This window comes from Ornithinimicrobium murale, from assembly GCF_003352835.1.
Classification (GTDB): Bacteria; Actinomycetota; Actinomycetes; order Actinomycetales; family Dermatophilaceae; genus Ornithinicoccus; species Ornithinicoccus muralis.
This window is the reverse complement of the sequence record NZ_QLVD01000005.1, coordinates 79,852-94,582: the sequence shown is the minus strand read 5'-3', so window position 1 is coordinate 94,582 and position 14,731 is coordinate 79,852. Positions and strand designations below refer to the sequence as shown.

Sequence of the window (14,731 nt, the reverse complement as noted above, 5' to 3'; positions counted from 1 at the left end):
ATGGGCCACACTGGCGTGTGCTGGGATAATGCAATGGCCGAATCGTTCTTCGCCTCGCTCAAGATCGAACTCGTCTACCGTACCGTGTTCCCGACCCGAAACAAAGCACGTCGGGCTACGTGGTGCCTCATGTCAAGGTGCTCGCGAGATGTGACCGCGTGCCTCAGGTGAGTTTGCTCGCGAAACGGGTCAGGAGGCGTTGCGTCGGGCGAGGGTCTTGTCCTTGGCGGAGTCTATGAGCTGGTTCTGGATGTGGTTGATGCGCCGGGTCAGCTCGGCCGGGTTCAGCTCGGCCCGCACAGCGGTCAGCACCTCGGCTTGCTCGTCGGTGAGGGCGCCGGAGTCCAGGACGCGGTGGTAGGGCGTGCGCGGAGCGTCGTAGACGCGTACGTGTCGACCTGCCTGGGTCTGACGCCAGCCGGTGGCCTTCTTGGTGGGCAGCAGGAAGTTCTTGCGCAGGTTGACCAGCTCCCACAGCTCGTTGAGAAGGTCCAGTTCGGTCGGGGTGTCGTAGCGGTAGCGGAACGCGCTCTTGCGCACGATGTCGCCGTTCTTCTGCTCCACGTGGGCGTTGTCGTTGGAGGTGTGCGGACGCGAGCGGGTCATGAAGACCGTCCGCTGGGCGCACCAGGCCACGAGCTGGTGGTTGATGAACTCTCCTCCGTTGTCGCAGTCCAGGCCGGCCATCGGGTAGGGCAGGGTGTCGGCGGCCAGCTCGATGGCGGCTACCACGTGTCGGTGGGCGCGGTTCTTGATGGCCACGTTGGAGGTCCACCCGGTGAATACGTCGGTCACGGTCAGGGTCCAGGCGTGCTCGCCAGCCAGGGTGTGCCCGCAGTGGGCGACCAGATCGATTTCGAAGAACCCAGGCCTAGCTTCCATCTCGTCCATCGCTTGGCGCACGGCCAGCTCGCTGCGCAACGTGTTCAACGGGCGGGTCGCTGCCTTGGCCACGGGGTAGCGAGCTGTCTTGGTCGGTGCCAGGTACCGGTCGATCGTCGCCGCCGACATCGACACCAGCTCGGCGCGGACCTGCACGGTGAGGCGGTCAGCGACCTCACCCAGTTCGTCATGGGCGGCCAGCGATTCCAGGCTCTCTTCCATGATCACGACCAGGTACTTCCCGCACGGCTCTCCGACCAGCGTCCACACTGCGATCAGTACCCTCAACGCGTCGTAGGAGTAACCGCGGCCTCGTGGCTTACGCACCTGCGCCCGGGCCGGCCCGCGGCGCTGGGCCGCGGCACGGATCTGCCGGCGTGCGTTGGCCCGCGACCAGCCCGTCACGCCGATCAGCTCATCGAGCAACTCGCCCTTGCGGAGCTTCGAGGCCGACGCGTACTCGCGGGCATACTTCTTGGTGATCTCGTGCCTGGTAGCCATCGACAATCCTGAACCCATCCGGCCAGCCCACCACGGAAGAGACCCCACCGTTTCGCGAGCAAAACCCATCTGAGGCACGCGACCCGTTTCGCGAGCACTTTAGGTGAGTCTCGTCGGGCTATTGCGGAATACATCGAGGTGTTCTATAATCGGACCAGGCTGCACTCAGCGTTGGGCTACAAAAGTCCGTTGGAGTTCACCAACGAGTACAACCAAACCTACGCAATCGCCTCATAAGGCAAGCAAAGCTGCTGTCCGCCCAGAGCCCCTCAGACCACATTGGTGGAACCGCACGAAGTCGGCATCTCGACAAGCTTGCGCAGCTCCGGTGTTTCTACACGTCGACCATGCCGCGTCGCGGGGAATGCCGCGGCCAACTAACGCCAGATGGGTCGGCGGGCGATGAGTAGGGCTGCCAGCACGCATGCGCCAACTGTTAGAGCGAGTACCACGTACCCCATGGGGTTGCCTGGCCCGCTGTCGTAGATCAAGGGACACAGCGGCACGTCGCCACATTGCAGGGTTCGTTCGGAACTGATGTCACGGGACATGATGAACTCGTGAACGCGTTGGCTGGGCGCGGTGTAGCCGAACTGGCCCATCGCGGCTTCGAGGACACCCTCGGCAACAACCACATAGGCCAGGACCGCGATGATCACAGGGAGTTCATGGCGTGTGGCGATGGCCAGGGAAGCGCCTGCAACGCTGGATGCGGCCACGACCAAGACGGCCCGCAGGGCCGTGCTGACGATGGTGAGTCCCGCGATTCCACTGACGTGCCCGTTGATGGCTGCCACGGCATAGAGGCCGCCAACGGCGAGAAGAACGAGGACGAAAGCACCAAGAACGCTGAGCACAGCCCACGCCCCGAGAGTTCGTAGGGTCCCGGCCGCCCGGGCCGTCAAGCTGGGAAGCAGGAATCTCACCGTTCCCGTCCTCCAGTCGCTTCCGGCGATTGAGGCACCACCGACCAGGCCTACGAGGGCGAGACCAACAGCCAAGAGCCCTAGATCCATCGGGAGGCCCTCCGCAAGGATGTACCTGGGATCGACGAAGAAGTTCTCCACCGGCAGTTGCTGGCCGAATTGCTGGCCGGTCTGCTCTGCTTGCCTCTGTGCGTCATCAACGGCAGCCTCGACATCAGAGGAGCTCGTGACGAGCCTCCACATGATGAGGCTCACAGTGACAAGGACGGCTAGGACTGCGGTCAGCACGGTTGCGCGACGCCGCACCAAAAGGAAGATCGTCGCTCTCACGCCTTCCCCTCCGCGTGCGCCCGGTCCTGACCGCCTGTCTCCGGTGCTGGTGCACTCGCGAACTCCTGGTAGATGCGGTGGAACAAGCCTCGCTCGGTATGCACCTCCCGAACGTTGACTGACCGGTCATCTAACAGCGAGACCACCGAGCTGAGCGCGGCACCTGACGGGACCAAGACCCCGCGAACCTCGCGAGTGGCCTCAATTCCATGACCCTCTAGGACGTCCAGAGCAGCCGTGTCATCAGCGGTACGCAGGATGTGCCCCGTGCCCGGGACACGGAGCGCAAGCTCCTCCACGGAGCCATGCGCCGTCACCCTTCCCCCTCGAAGACAGGTCACCGTGTCACAGATCAACTCCAGCTGGGACAGGTCATGTGAGCACAGGATAATAGTGCGCCCTTGCTCATGGATCGTGCGCAGCAGGGCTAGCAGGTCGCTGACTCCCTGGGGGTCAAGTCCGGTCGTGGGTTCGTCCAGGACCAGGGTCTGGGCACCCGATAAGAGCGCAAGGGCAATCTCCACTCGTTGCGCCATCCCGGTAGACAGATCACCAACCCGACGGTCCAGAAACTCATCGACACCCATGGCTGCCAAGAACGCCGTGGAAACAGGTGTTCCCAAGAGCCGACGACGGAACTCCACCGCAGTGGCCACCGAGATGTCCCCAGGGAGGCTTCGCCCCGTGAAAACCACAGCCACTGTGGACTTGGCCTCACAATGCCCCGAGGACAGGTCGATCAAACCAACGAGCGCCCGCAGCAGAGTCGTCTTGCCGGCACCGTTGTGCCCTAGCAGGGCATGCACTGCGCGCGTGTGCACATCGAAAGTGACACCATCCAAGATCGTCCGACCGCGCCGACGCACGGTGACATGATCGAATCGCGCCTCCAACGATTGGCCTAGCGCTCAGAAATCACTGGTGCGGCACATAGCACCGGGATACTTGCGATAGACCCAGGTGATTCTGGTGCTAGCACCATCCACGGCACTCTGTCCGGCGAGACCTCGCTGAAGAACGGGTCACATGCGGGGCCTTCCGCCCGAGGCGAATCCGGTTGGGATTCTTCAGGGATTGCCCCTGCGTCAAGTATGGCAACACCGACCACCTCGAAGGCACCTGGAACGCAGTCAGCGACGTTCACCGTGTCCTCTACTACCTGAGAGTTGGCCAGGCAGTCGCCTACATTCACTTCGCTAAACTGTGCTGTACCGACGACGGTCACCTGCGGCAACCCACTGACGGAGCTTGTGCGGGCAGGTTCCGAACTCTGACTACATCCCAAGAGCCCAAGCACCAGAACCTGCCCGCCTATAAGCCAACCGAGGCTTTGGGCCTTCAGCACTGCCTCGATCCGTAGTATGTGTCTACGGTGTCCCCGTTTGAGCCGCCGTTGTTATCGGCCCACCACTCCCAGACTCCATTGCTGTAGATGTATCGGACGTAATGATTTCCGGTACGGTGAGTGTGGCCGGTCGCTCTCGATGGGGGCTCCGCGCCCTGGATTCCCGTTGATCGTGATTGCATAGCCGTCGCATGCGGTGCTTGCATGCGCCGCGCCTGGAAGCGCGACGCCTCCAGTAACAGCAATGAGTGAGGCGATTGACACTGACGCCAGTTTCCGCTTCATCGCAGATCCCCTTACCGAATCATCCCCGAGGGCACCGTCGCCCTCGCGGGCGTCGTCCGAGGGTAGCGGGGACGTGTCGATGTGTCAACCGCCCGCGTTGAAATATTAGTTGAATCATTAAAAGTGCGCGTAGAGGTCCTCAACTGGAACTCCCGCTGGTCCTCGCGTCTCAGACTCTGCCGCTGGAGTCTCAGAGTCCGTTGCGGAGGGGAACCTCTGTCTCACGTAGTTTCATACTCGTTGGTGAATCTCAAAATCGCTCGGCGCTGACAGCGACGCACACGATCAGCCGATGGTCGGGCTCAGTGCCGTCACCAGGGAGTGGGGTCGTGACCGCACCTGACTGCGCACGCCGCCGCGCCGAGGCGTGTCCCACGTGGGCTCAGTGGACGGATCACCCGCTGCACCATGGTCGTGCAGGGCATCGCGTTCGTGACTGGGAGACTGGAGTCATGGCCCATCCGCTGACCGCACGCGAGGTGCTTGGCGATCAGCACCGGTTACCAGGTGCGGGCTGTTCCGTGGACCGGCGGGTTCGAGCTGCACGTCGATGACGTGGCCGTCGCCCAGTGCTTGGACCTGACTTGGGCAGTCGACCAGCCAGAAGGGTTCCCTGTTGTCAACCGACCCCGAGGAGTGAGGCCATACCCTCGGGCAGAGCGGTCAGCAGTCTCTGGCGTAGGTCGGGTCAGGGTGGGCCGGTGTGCTGGCTCTGGCGCGAAGCCCGCGACCACCAGGTCGCTGAGCACCGGGTGCTGTCCGGGGCGGTGTAATGGTTCTGGGTCTATCCGGTCGTCCACCGGCCGTGCTCGGATGCGGGGAAGGGGCGGCGGCCGGTTGCGGCCCGGTAGAGCACTCCGGCTAGGCCCCACACGTCTGTCGGGGTGTCGACCCGGTCGCCGGCCACCTGTTCGGGTGCCATGTACTCTGTGGTCCCCATCCCCGCGGGACAGGGTCCGGGTGCCTGGGCGAGGCTGAGGTCGAGCAGTGTCGCCTTGCCTGCCTGGGCCACGATGTTGGAGGGCTTGAGGTCCAGGTGCGGGTGGCACAGCTGGGTGAGCAGTGTCCCTTCACGGATCAGGCGGTCTCGACTCTGGGTCTTGTGGAGCCGGTCGGGTCGTAGCAGCTTGACGATGCAGGAGCGTCGCGTTCCTGGCTCCATGCGGCGTAGACGTCCAGCTCGTTGCCGCGGCTGAGGTGCTCCACGACCAGGTAGCCGGGCGCGACCTCCTGGCCCGCGAGGAGCTGGTGTGGTTGGGACCGTTGCAGGGTCACGCTCATGTGGGCACCGAATCCTTGTTCGCGACGTGGGTGTCGGGCCTGTCGGCGAGGCAGTCGCCGTTCAGCGTGAGCACTTGGTCGGCCATCGCGATGGTGCGGGGGTCGTGTGCGATGACGATCGTCGTACGGCCCGTCATGAGCCGGCGCAGCGGCTCGGCGACGCGGGCCGTGTCTCTTCGTCGAGTCCGGTCGCCGGCTCGTCCAGGATGAGCACCGGGGCGTCTCACACCAGGGCCCGGGCGATCGCGATCCGCTGGCGCTGTCCGCCGGAGAGCCCCCGCACGGTGGCATCAACAACGAGAACGTGCCCACCAAGCGCCCCCGTTCGCCGATCACTGTGTCGTAGCCGTCAGCCAGACGTTGCGCGAACCCGTCCACGTCGGCCAGCCGTGTCGCCCGTCGCAACTCCTCGGGGCTGGCTCCGTTGCGGCCGTAGGCGATGTTCTCGCCGACGGTGCCGTGGAAGATCAGGGTCTCCTGCAGCAGCAGGGCGATGTTGCCGCGAAGCGCGCCGAGCCTCAGGGCTCGCACGTCGTGGCCGTCGAGGCGGACGGCTCCGGCGTCGGGGTCGTACATCCGCAGGATCAGCCTGGCCACGGTCGACTTCCCGGCCCCGCTGGGACCGACCAGGGCGAGCACCTCGCCTGGACTGGCGGTGAGACAGACGTCGTGCAGGGTGGGACCGGTGGCGTCGGGGTAGGTGAAGCTCACGTGGTCCAGCTGCACCACTCCGTGTGCCCGACCGAGATCCGTCGCGTCGGCGTGCTCCGGGACCGAGGTCGTGCTGGTGAGCAGTTCGCTGATCCTTTCCGCTCCGGCCGATGCGGAGTAGATGGTGTTGGTCAACCGCGACAGCGAGCGCACCGGACCGTAGACCTGCGACAGATACGCGACGAAGGCCAACAGGCCGCCGAGGGTGAGTCGGCCCTGGGCCATCTGCCAGGTGCCCAGACCGACAACGACCAGGACTCCGACCAGCTCCACGGCGTCCACCAGCGGCCCGAACGCCGCGTTGAGTCGTGCCCCGGTCAGCTTTGCGGCCATCCGGTGCTCGCCGTGGTGGTGGAAGCGGGCGATTTCGCTGTGCTGGCGTTGGTAGGCCTGACCAGGGGCGCGTTGCCGAGGCTCTCCTCGGCCACCGTTGCGGTCAACGGGGTGCGCAGTCGATGGGACAGGTCGGCCACCGATTCACGCTCCGCAGCCAGTAGTTCGCCGATCCGTGTCGCGAGATGGTTGAGCGCTCCTCCGATCGCCCGGACCTCGCCTGGCCCCGAGGGCCGGACCCGGGCGTCGAGCTCGCCAGCCGGCCAGATCGACATGCGCAGACTCCGCCACGAACACGCCCCGAGCACCAACTCGGAGCCGGTACCACCTCCCCAGAACGCCAGTACCAGATCGCTGGACTACCGGTACCAACTCACGCTACGCGCCAGTCTCGGGTGGTCACCTCCTAGTCTTCACTCATCGCGACCTCCCGCTGGCTCACGTTGGAGTTCAGGTTCCCGCTGGCACCATCAAGCCTGGCGAGGACCCTGCCGAGGCGGCTTTGCGAGGAGCTCATCACTCACTGTCCCGTGACGCGCACGTGGACCGGTCAAGAGTGCCACCCCGCCGGCGGCGAGAACATGCGCTTCTTGCAGGCGGACGAGGCCAGGGTGGGCGTGAGCGTTCTCTACGCCGGGGAGGACGACGCATCCCACGTCCTGGATCCCGAGTTCGTTCAGGCCGGCTGCCTTCTGAGACACCGTCACCCTGGGGTGATCCGGGCGATCTACGGTCCGGGTGTCAATCACTGCATCGTGCAGTTCATTGGCTTGGAGGACGAACCCATCAGCACTATGTTCGGCTTTGACCACCTCGAGGATGGCCGCTACCCCGGACTGTTGGCGCCCACTGAAGCAGAGTGGGAACGGGCACTGGGCAGCGGCTGGTGGAGCATCTCCCGCTGCCCGTGACCCCACCGGGCCAGGAAAATATCGAGCACGACGATTGCGTCGACGACGAACGGACCTGAGCCGCAACTCCCGACTGGCACGACACCCAGGAGTGCCACGCACACAACGGCCGCCGCACCCGATGGTGCGGCGGCCGTTGTTGTCGTCAGGCAGAGGCTCAGATGGCGTGCTCGCCCCGGAAGTACTCGAAGACCCAGCCGACCGTTGCGATAGCCAGGAACGGCGAGGCGATGAGGACCATCCACCAGCCGATGGCGATACCGAGGAAGACCATGGCTCCCGAGAGCCCGACCCACAGCGGCCACCAGGAGTGCGGCGCGAAGTGGCCATACGGGCCCGCCTGGTCGGCGATCTCCCCCATCTCGTGGTCCTCAGGGCGCAGATCGACGGTGCGACCGCTCTTGGCGAGGTACCAGGCGACCATCGCGCACATCATGCCCGTCAGCACCAGGCCGACGGCCCCCACGGGCTCCTCGAAGTTGGTGAAGTAGGTGTAGATGGCTCCGACGATGAAGAAGAAGCCGATGAGCCAGTAGAAGAGCTTTGCCTCAACCTTCATCGGGCATCTCCATTCTTCTCGTCCTCGTCGCCACGACCCTTGGACCCGCCATTGACCGTGCCCGTCTGGCCGGCCGGGTCGGTGTCCGGTCCACCCAACAGGGTCTCCAGGACGCCCTTGTCAGGCTCGGCGGACTCCATGGTGGCCACGTCCGCATGGTGCAGGTCGAAGGCCGGACGCTCGGACCGGATCCGCGGCAGTGAGTTGAAGTTGTGTCGCGGCGGCGGGCACGAGGTGGCCCACTCCAGGGAGCCACCCCAGCCCCAGGGGTCGTCCACGGTGACCTTCTCGGTCTTGAAGCTCTTCCACACGGCATACAGGAAGGGCAGCATCGAGGCGCCGAGCAGGAAGGCCGAGACGGTCGAGAGCTGGTTCATCCAGGTGAACCCGTCCTCTGGCATGTAGTCCGGGTAGCGACGCGGCATCCCCATGGCACCCAGCCAGTGCTGGATCAGGAAGGTGCCGTGGAAGCCGAAGAAGAGCATCCAGAAGTGCAGCTTGCCCCAGCCCTCGCTCAACATGTGACCGGTGAACTTCGGCCACCAGAAATAGAAGCCGGCGAACATCGCGAACACCACGGTGCCGAACACCACGTAGTGGAAGTGCGCCACCACGAAGTAGGAGTCCGTCACGTGGAAGTCCAGCACGGGGCTGGCCAGGATGACGCCGGTGAGCCCACCGAACAAGAAGGTCACCAGGAAGCCTAGGGACCACAGCATGGGGGTCTCGAAAGTCAGGTGCCCGCCCCACATCGTGCCGACCCAGTTGAAGAACTTCAGACCGGTCGGGACCGCGATCAGCATCGTCATGATCGCGAAGAACTCCAGCAGGACCGCGCCGGTGGCGTACATGTGGTGGGCCCACACACTCACCGAGAGGGCTGCGATGGACACGGTGGCAAAGACCATCGTCTTGTAGCCGAACAGCGGCTTGCGGCTGAACGCCGGGATGATCTCGGAGATCAGCCCGAAGAACGGCAGCGCGATGATGTAGACCTCGGGGTGGCCGAAGAACCAGAACAGGTGTTGCCAGAGCATGGCTCCGCCGTGTTCCGGATCATAGATATGGGCACCGGCGATGCGGTCCGCGGCCATGCCGAACATCGCGGCGGCCAGCACCGGGAAGACCATGAGCACCAGGATCGAGGTCACCAACACGGTCCAGGTGAACATCGGCATCCGGAACATCGTCATGCCGGGGGCGCGCATGCACACGATGGTGGTGATGAAGTTGACGCCACCCAGGATCGTGCCGAAACCGGCCAGGGCCAGGCCCATCACCCACAGGTCGCCGCCGAGGCCGGGGCTGTGCGTCGGGCCGGCGAGGGGCTGATACGCGAACCATCCGAAGGACGCGGCACCACCGGGGGTGATGAACCCACCGACCGTGATCAGACCACCGAAGGTGAACAGCCAGTAGGCGAACATGTTGAGTCGCGGGAAGGCGACGTCGGGCGCACCGATCTGCAGGGGCATCAGCGCGTTGGCGAAGCCGGCGAACAGCGGCGTCGCAAACAACAGCAGCATGATCGTGCCGTGCATGGTGAACATCTGGTTGAACTGCTCGGGGTTGTCCACGACCCCGAGACCAGGAGCCCACAGCTCAGCGCGGATGATCAGGGCGAGCAGGCCACCGAGCATGAAGAAGGCGACGCTGGTGATGAAGTACAGGTTGCCGATGACCTTGTGGTCGGTCGTGGTCATCCAGTTGACGATGAGCTTGCCCAGGCTCTTGCGTGGCTGCTCCGGCCCGCTGGCGGGGACGATCTCACCAGGCGGCCGCGTCGTGGTGATGGCCATCAGTTCTCCTCCTCCTGCGAGGCGTTGTAGTCCTCGAGAAGCGCCGGTGGCAACTTGGCCGGCTGCCCCTCGTGGAGGCCGTAGAGGTTGTACTCGTTGCCGACGAGGCCGTCGCCGCCGGAGGCCTTGAGGTCCTCGATGAACGCGTCGTACTCCTCCTGGGAGACGACCTGGACCTGGAAGAGCATCTCGGAGTGGTAGGCGCCGCACAGCTCGGCGCACTTGCCCTGGAAGGTGCCCTCCTCGGTCGTCACCGCCTGGAAGACGTTGACCCGGCCGGGCACCATGTCGAGCTTGGTCAGGAACTGCGGCACCCAGAAGGAGTGGATGACATCGCGTGAGGTCAGGACGAACTCGATGCGGCTGTCGACCGGCAGGACCAGGGTGGGCAGCGTCTCGGGCAGCCCCTCCTCGCCCTTGTTCAGGTCGCTGGCCTGGGTGCCGATGATGTGCGCGTCGGCCTCGACGTAGTTGAAGTCCCAGGACCACTTCTTGCCGATCGCGTTGACCGTGACGTCAGCTTCCTGGGTGGTGTCGACCATCTCGTGCTGCAGCTCGACGGTCTTGCCGAAGAGCACGGCAACCATGAGCACGGGCACGATCGTGTAGAGGATCTCCAGCGGCACGTTGTAGCGCAGCTGGACCGGGAGGCCCTTCTCGTCCTTCTTGCGACGGTAGGCCACGACGCACCAGAGGATCAGGCCCCACACCAGGACGCCGATGGCCAGCGCCGCGATCCAGGTCCAGTTCCAGAAGTTGATGACCTTCGGCCCGATCTCGGTCACCGGCTCCGGGAGGTATCCGCGCTGGAACTCCGCGCCGCAGCCGCTCAGGACCAGGGCGAGGGCAGCCAAAAGACCGAGTCCACCGATCCTTCTGCGGCGACGGGCCGGGGCAGTCTGCCGTTGCAATGCGCACCTCACTATCGAGCCATGGTTAACCGTGTCAGAGCCTACCCCCTCGCGCGTGCGCGCAGGCAGCAGGGTCGGACTCGGATGTCGCGCGTCGCGCACCCCCGCGGCCGGGTCCCGTGGTGCCCGTGTGACTCAGCGTGGAACCCCGGCGAAGGCGGGTGGGAGTGGCTGGGCCAGGGCGTCGGCCAACAACCCGAGGTATGCCGTGCGCCTCACCTCTGTCACGCCGAGACTGGCCAGGTGCTCGGTCCGCCACTGGACGTCGATGAGGCCATGATCGGCGGACACCAGGGACACCAGGTGCACCAGGGCCGCCTTGGAGGCGTCGGTGGCCCGGTGGAACATGGACTCTCCGGCGAACAGTCCCCCGATGGCGACGCCGTAGAGGCCACCGACCAGCTCACCGCCCTGCCAGGTCTCCACCGAGTGAGCCCACCCGAGGCGGTGCAGCTCGCCGTAGGCACCGGCGATGGCCGGCGTGATCCAGCGGCCCTGCCGGCCCGGTGCCGCACACTCCGCCACGACCCGGTCGAACGCCGAGTCCACGCGGTAGTCGAAACGCGCGTGCGCTCTCCGCAATGACCGACTGACCCGCAGGTCACGGGGGTGCAGCAGCCCGCGCGGGTCCGGCGACCACCAGCCGAGTGTGCCCCCGCCCCGCACCCCCAGGCCCATCGGGAAGATGCCGGAACGGTAGGCCGCCAGCAGGGTCCCCGGCTCCAGGTCGGCTCCGACACCCACCAGGTCATCACCTGGTCGGGCCTGGCCCAGATCAAGGTGCCACTGCGTGGGTGGCGGCTCGATCGGCATACGGCTCGCTCTGCCTCAGCCCAGGTGGGTGGCGACCTCGGCGGCCGCCACGGCCCCGTAGGCCTGGCCGAACCGGTGGACGAAGTGCGCGTTGTCGAAGGTGTACTCCTGCGTGCCCACCGTCTCGAGGACGTAGCTGGCCAGCGTGGAGCCGAGCTGAGCACAGCGCTCCAGGGAGAGATCCCAGGCCAGGCCCGCCAGGAAGCCTGCGCGGAAGGCGTCCCCGATGCCGGTGGGGTCCACTCGCTCGACGACCGTGGCGATCGGCACGTCGATGGGCTCCTCGCCGAGCCGCAGGACCGTGGCACCGTCCTTGCCGCGGGTGATGATCCGGGTGCCGACCCGGTCCAGGATCTCCTCGGCGGACCAGCCGGTCTTCTGCTCGGTCATCGCGGCTTCGTACTCGTTGGTGAACAGGTAGGTCGCCCCGTCGATCAGTGACCGGATCGAGGCCCCGTCCATGAACGCGAGCTGCTGACTGGGGTCGGACGCGAATGGGATCCGGCGGGTGCGGCACTCGGCCGAGTGGCGCAGCATCGCCTCGGGGTCGTCCGGGCTGACCATGACGAGGTCGATCCCGTCCATCAGGTTCATGATCGGGCCGAGCTCGATGGTGCGGGCCTCGCTCATCGCGCCGGCATAGAACGTGGCGATCTGGGCCATGTCCTCATCGGTGGTGCACACGAACCGGGCTGTGTGCCGCACCTCTGAGACGTGGATGTGGTCGCAGTTCACCCCGTGCCGCTCCAGCCACGAGCGGTAGGACGCGAAGTCCTCCCCCACTGCTCCGACCAGCACCGGGTGGTGCCCGAGCCGGGCCATCCCGAAGCTGATGTTGGCGCCGATGCCGCCTCGTCGCACCTGCAGGTCGTCCACCAGGAAGGACAACGAGAGCTTGGACAGCTGGTCGGGCACCAGGGAGTCGGTGAACCGGCCCTGGTAGGTCATCAGGTGGTCGGTCGCGATGGACCCACAGACAGCGATCTTCACAGCCGCAACCTACCGCGGAGTCCGCCGGCGGTCCCCACCGCCGTGGATGTCATGCGGTTGCCGGCGGTCCCCACCGCCGTGGATGTCATGCGGTTGCCGGCGGTCCCCACCGCCGTGGATGTCATGCGGTTGCCGGCGGTCCCCACCGCCGTGGATGTCATGCGGTTGCCGGCGGTCCCCACCGCCGTGGATGTCATGCGGTTCCGGTGTTGCAGGATTCGGGTCCGGACCCGAGTTCTGCAACACCGAGAGCGCATGACACTCGATCCGGTCCGTCGGGGCCTCGATGATCGCCTAGACCTCTACGCTCCTCATCGGGTTCCGTCCCCGGCGTGTCGCGCACGGTGCCATCTTCGGCTCCGGCGTGTCGCGCGCAGTGCCACCTTCGGCTCCGCCGTGTCGCGCGTCAAGCACCGCAACGCGAACGGCCGGCCCCCTCGTGGGGAACCGGCCGTTCGGGCGTTCTGCAGCGCGGCGCTCGCGCTCAAGTGACTCGACTCAGCCGAAGGAGTCGCCGCAGGCGCAGGAGCTGCCCGCGTTGGGGTTGTCGATGGTGAAGCCCTGCTTCTCGATGGTGTCGGCGAAGTCGATCGACGCGCCGTCCAGGTAGGGGGCGCTCATCCGGTCCACGACGACCGCGACACCGTCGAAGTCAGAGGTCAGGTCGCCGTCGAGGGTGCGCTCGTCGAAGTAGAGCTGGTAGATCAGGCCGGAGCAGCCACCGGGCTGCACGCCGATGCGCAGGCGCAGGTCGTCACGACCCTCCTGCTCGAGCAGGGACTTGACCTTCTCGGCGGCAACGGATGTCAGGACGACGCCGTGCTCCGCCGTGGTCTCGGTCGTGGTCTGTGTCTGGGGCACGCTCATCAGTCCGTCCTGTCCTCTCGGGAAACGCTTGTCGGGCGCAACATGGGCTGCGCGGGGTTTGTTCCCTGCCCCCAGCGTACGACCGATGCCGCAAAAGAACATCACCACCCCGCCGACACACGCCGAGCGCCGCCCACCAGCGCACCCCACCCGTCCGAGCGTCCCGTTGCCGGACTGGCTCTATGCCGTGGGCGGCGGGCAGCCGTCAGGCTCGGCGCTGCGGGGACCAGGTGCGTGCCACCCGCTCGGCCAGGGCAGCGAGGTCCTCGCCCGCGCGCGGCTCGTAGGCACCGGACACGCCCAGCGACATCCCCTCGCGCCGGCCGACCTCGATCCGCTCGGCCAACACGATGCTCGGCGCCCCGACCTCCAGCGCCGCTCGGGCCACCTCGGGGATCACCCCGTCGTGCACCGTGCGGTAGTCATAGGCCGCGCCGCCGGTCACGACCAGCGCCCCGGGGAGCACGCCGGCGAGCCCGACCTCCTCGATGACGAAGCTGGCACCCACGACCGGGGTGGCACCGAGCAGGATCGCGGCATAGCCGACTCCCCCGCCGACTCCCGCGCCCTCGGCGCGCTCGGGCCGCAGCTGCTTGCCCGTCAGCAGGTCCTTGCGCGGTGGGAGGAGACGGTTGACCCGCTCGGTGAGCAGGCCCATCTCCTCCTCGAGTCGCTGCGTGACCTCGGCCGGGACGCCGTGCTCGGTGCCCAGCGCCGCGCTGGCCCCGTGGAACCCGGTGAGTGGCAGCGGGGTGGCATGCGCCAGCACCAGCGTGGTGCCCCGCAGCCGGTCCCGGACGACCGGCAGCTCCGCAAGGTCCTCCCCCGCCCCCAGCGCCTGCAACATCCCGACACCGCCGTCGTGGCTGGCGAGGTCGCCACAACCGAGCACGATCCGTGTGGCGCCCGCCTCCAGGGCGGCCGCGATCAGCTCGCCGACACCCCGGCTGGTGAGCCCGGTCAGCGCGTCGGCCCCGGACACCACATCGGCGTCGGCGAGGTGGCGACCCGCGGCCTGACCCGCCTCCAGGTAGGCGGTGTCCGCCCGGACCAGGAGCTGTGCCGGCACCTCGGCGCCGGTGGGACCGGTGACGACCACCGGCGTCGGCTGCACGTCCAGGGCGTGCGCAAGCACCTCGACGAAGCCGGACCCACCGTCGGAGACAGGCGCCACGATGACCTGGTCACCAGGGGCGTGGCGCGCCCACCCCTCGGCCAGCCTCACCGCAGCGGCGAGGGGGCCGGGCGTGTCGGCATACGGCCCGGTGGCGAGGACGACGCGCACGA

The 14,731-nt window shown here is 66.5% G+C and carries 14 protein-coding genes and 2 pseudogenes; 3 read left to right on the top strand and 13 right to left on the bottom strand.

The genetic code is table 11. From position 1 onward, the window contains the following. A pseudogene (locus tag DPQ65_RS15975) lies at positions 1–117 on the top strand (IS3-like element ISDds1 family transposase); the annotation flags it as partial. Positions 118–189: 72 nt separating this feature from the next. On the opposite strand, the gene DPQ65_RS02480 reads toward DPQ65_RS15975, so the two are convergent. After that, entirely contained in the window at positions 190–1,383 is a 1,194-nt protein-coding gene (locus DPQ65_RS02480) for an integrase catalytic domain-containing protein (RefSeq protein ID WP_114905795.1), read from the bottom strand. A gap of 60 nt (positions 1,384–1,443) precedes the next feature. On the opposite strand from DPQ65_RS02480, the pseudogene DPQ65_RS02475 reads away from it, so the two are divergent. Beyond that, positions 1,444–1,620, top strand: a pseudogene (locus DPQ65_RS02475) (IS3 family transposase); the annotation flags it as partial. Between the two features lie 140 nt (positions 1,621–1,760). On the opposite strand, the gene DPQ65_RS02470 reads toward DPQ65_RS02475, so the two are convergent. From DPQ65_RS02470 to DPQ65_RS15835, 5 genes are all read right to left on the bottom strand, one after another. After that, positions 1,761–2,639 (bottom strand): hypothetical protein, encoded by an 879-nt coding sequence (locus DPQ65_RS02470; protein WP_114905794.1) that lies wholly within the window; start codon positions 2,637–2,639, stop codon positions 1,761–1,763. Beyond that, positions 2,636–3,505, bottom strand: coding sequence for an ABC transporter ATP-binding protein (locus tag DPQ65_RS02465; protein WP_272947626.1), 870 nt, complete (start codon positions 3,503–3,505; stop codon positions 2,636–2,638). Before DPQ65_RS02465 ends, DPQ65_RS02470 begins: the two co-directional genes overlap by 4 nt. Before the next feature lie 1,548 nt (positions 3,506–5,053). Continuing rightward, a complete protein-coding gene (locus DPQ65_RS15970; RefSeq protein WP_114905792.1) occupies positions 5,054–5,431 on the bottom strand; it encodes a protein kinase domain-containing protein in 378 nt (125 codons plus the stop codon). Beyond that, positions 5,347–6,594: an ABC transporter ATP-binding protein gene (locus DPQ65_RS02450; RefSeq protein WP_114905791.1), complete on the bottom strand. Its 1,248-nt coding sequence runs from the start codon at positions 6,592–6,594 to the stop codon at positions 5,347–5,349. Before DPQ65_RS02450 ends, DPQ65_RS15970 begins: the two co-directional genes overlap by 85 nt. Beyond that, entirely contained in the window at positions 6,579–6,869 is a 291-nt protein-coding gene (locus DPQ65_RS15835; RefSeq protein WP_202862978.1) for a HAMP domain-containing protein, read from the bottom strand. The genes DPQ65_RS02450 and DPQ65_RS15835 overlap by 16 nt, the downstream gene beginning before the upstream one ends. A gap of 342 nt (positions 6,870–7,211) precedes the next feature. Here DPQ65_RS15835 and DPQ65_RS15455 point away from each other — a divergent pair, with 342 nt between their 5' ends. Then, entirely contained in the window at positions 7,212–7,505 is a 294-nt protein-coding gene (locus DPQ65_RS15455; protein ID WP_162801970.1) for a hypothetical protein, read from the top strand. A gap of 157 nt (positions 7,506–7,662) precedes the next feature. Here DPQ65_RS15455 and DPQ65_RS02435 read toward each other — a convergent pair whose 3' ends face one another. From DPQ65_RS02435 to DPQ65_RS02400, 7 genes are all read right to left on the bottom strand, one after another. Next, on the bottom strand, positions 7,663–8,064 hold the full coding sequence (locus DPQ65_RS02435) for a cytochrome c oxidase subunit 4 (protein WP_114905790.1): 402 nt from the start codon (positions 8,062–8,064) through the stop codon (positions 7,663–7,665). Beyond that, positions 8,061–9,863, bottom strand: coding sequence for an aa3-type cytochrome oxidase subunit I (gene ctaD / locus DPQ65_RS02430; protein ID WP_114905789.1), 1,803 nt, complete (start codon positions 9,861–9,863; stop codon positions 8,061–8,063). The genes DPQ65_RS02435 and ctaD overlap by 4 nt, the downstream gene beginning before the upstream one ends. Beyond that, positions 9,863–10,717 (bottom strand): aa3-type cytochrome oxidase subunit II, encoded by an 855-nt coding sequence (ctaC, locus tag DPQ65_RS02425; RefSeq protein WP_238146633.1) that lies wholly within the window; start codon positions 10,715–10,717, stop codon positions 9,863–9,865. The genes ctaD and ctaC overlap by 1 nt, the downstream gene beginning before the upstream one ends. Before the next feature lie 192 nt (positions 10,718–10,909). Further along, complete coding sequence (gene aat, locus DPQ65_RS02420; RefSeq protein WP_114905787.1) at positions 10,910–11,587, bottom strand: leucyl/phenylalanyl-tRNA--protein transferase; 678 nt, start codon at positions 11,585–11,587, stop codon at positions 10,910–10,912. 15 nt (positions 11,588–11,602) lie between these two features. Then, entirely contained in the window at positions 11,603–12,577 is a 975-nt protein-coding gene (locus DPQ65_RS02415) for a carbohydrate kinase family protein (protein ID WP_114905786.1), read from the bottom strand. Positions 12,578–13,075: 498 nt separating this feature from the next. Next, positions 13,076–13,444 carry a HesB/IscA family protein gene (locus tag DPQ65_RS02405; protein WP_114905784.1) on the bottom strand — a complete coding sequence of 123 codons (369 nt, stop codon included), beginning with the start codon at positions 13,442–13,444 and terminating at the stop codon, positions 13,076–13,078. Positions 13,445–13,649: 205 nt separating this feature from the next. Further along, positions 13,650–14,729, bottom strand: a complete 1,080-nt coding sequence (locus DPQ65_RS02400) for a glycerate kinase (protein ID WP_162801969.1) — start codon at positions 14,727–14,729, stop codon at positions 13,650–13,652. Between the last annotated feature and the right edge of the window lie 2 nt (positions 14,730–14,731).

Bases quoted from the DNA above. Each gene is read 5' to 3' on its own strand.
- DPQ65_RS02480 (WP_114905795.1), bottom strand. From the start codon at position 1,383: ATGGCTACCAGGCACGAGATCACCAAGAAGTATGCCCGCGAGTACGCG.
- DPQ65_RS15970 (WP_114905792.1), bottom strand. From the start codon at position 5,431: ATGGAGCCAGGAACGCGACGCTCCTGCATCGTCAAGCTGCTACGACCC.
- DPQ65_RS02450 (WP_114905791.1), bottom strand. From the start codon at position 6,594: ATGGCCGCAAAGCTGACCGGGGCACGACTCAACGCGGCGTTCGGGCCG.
- DPQ65_RS15835 (WP_202862978.1), bottom strand. From the start codon at position 6,869: ATGTCGATCTGGCCGGCTGGCGAGCTCGACGCCCGGGTCCGGCCCTCG.
- DPQ65_RS02435 (WP_114905790.1), bottom strand. From the start codon at position 8,064: ATGAAGGTTGAGGCAAAGCTCTTCTACTGGCTCATCGGCTTCTTCTTC.
- ctaD (WP_114905789.1), bottom strand. From the start codon at position 9,863: ATGGCCATCACCACGACGCGGCCGCCTGGTGAGATCGTCCCCGCCAGC.
- aat (WP_114905787.1), bottom strand. From the start codon at position 11,587: ATGCCGATCGAGCCGCCACCCACGCAGTGGCACCTTGATCTGGGCCAG.
- DPQ65_RS02405 (WP_114905784.1), bottom strand. From the start codon at position 13,444: ATGAGCGTGCCCCAGACACAGACCACGACCGAGACCACGGCGGAGCAC.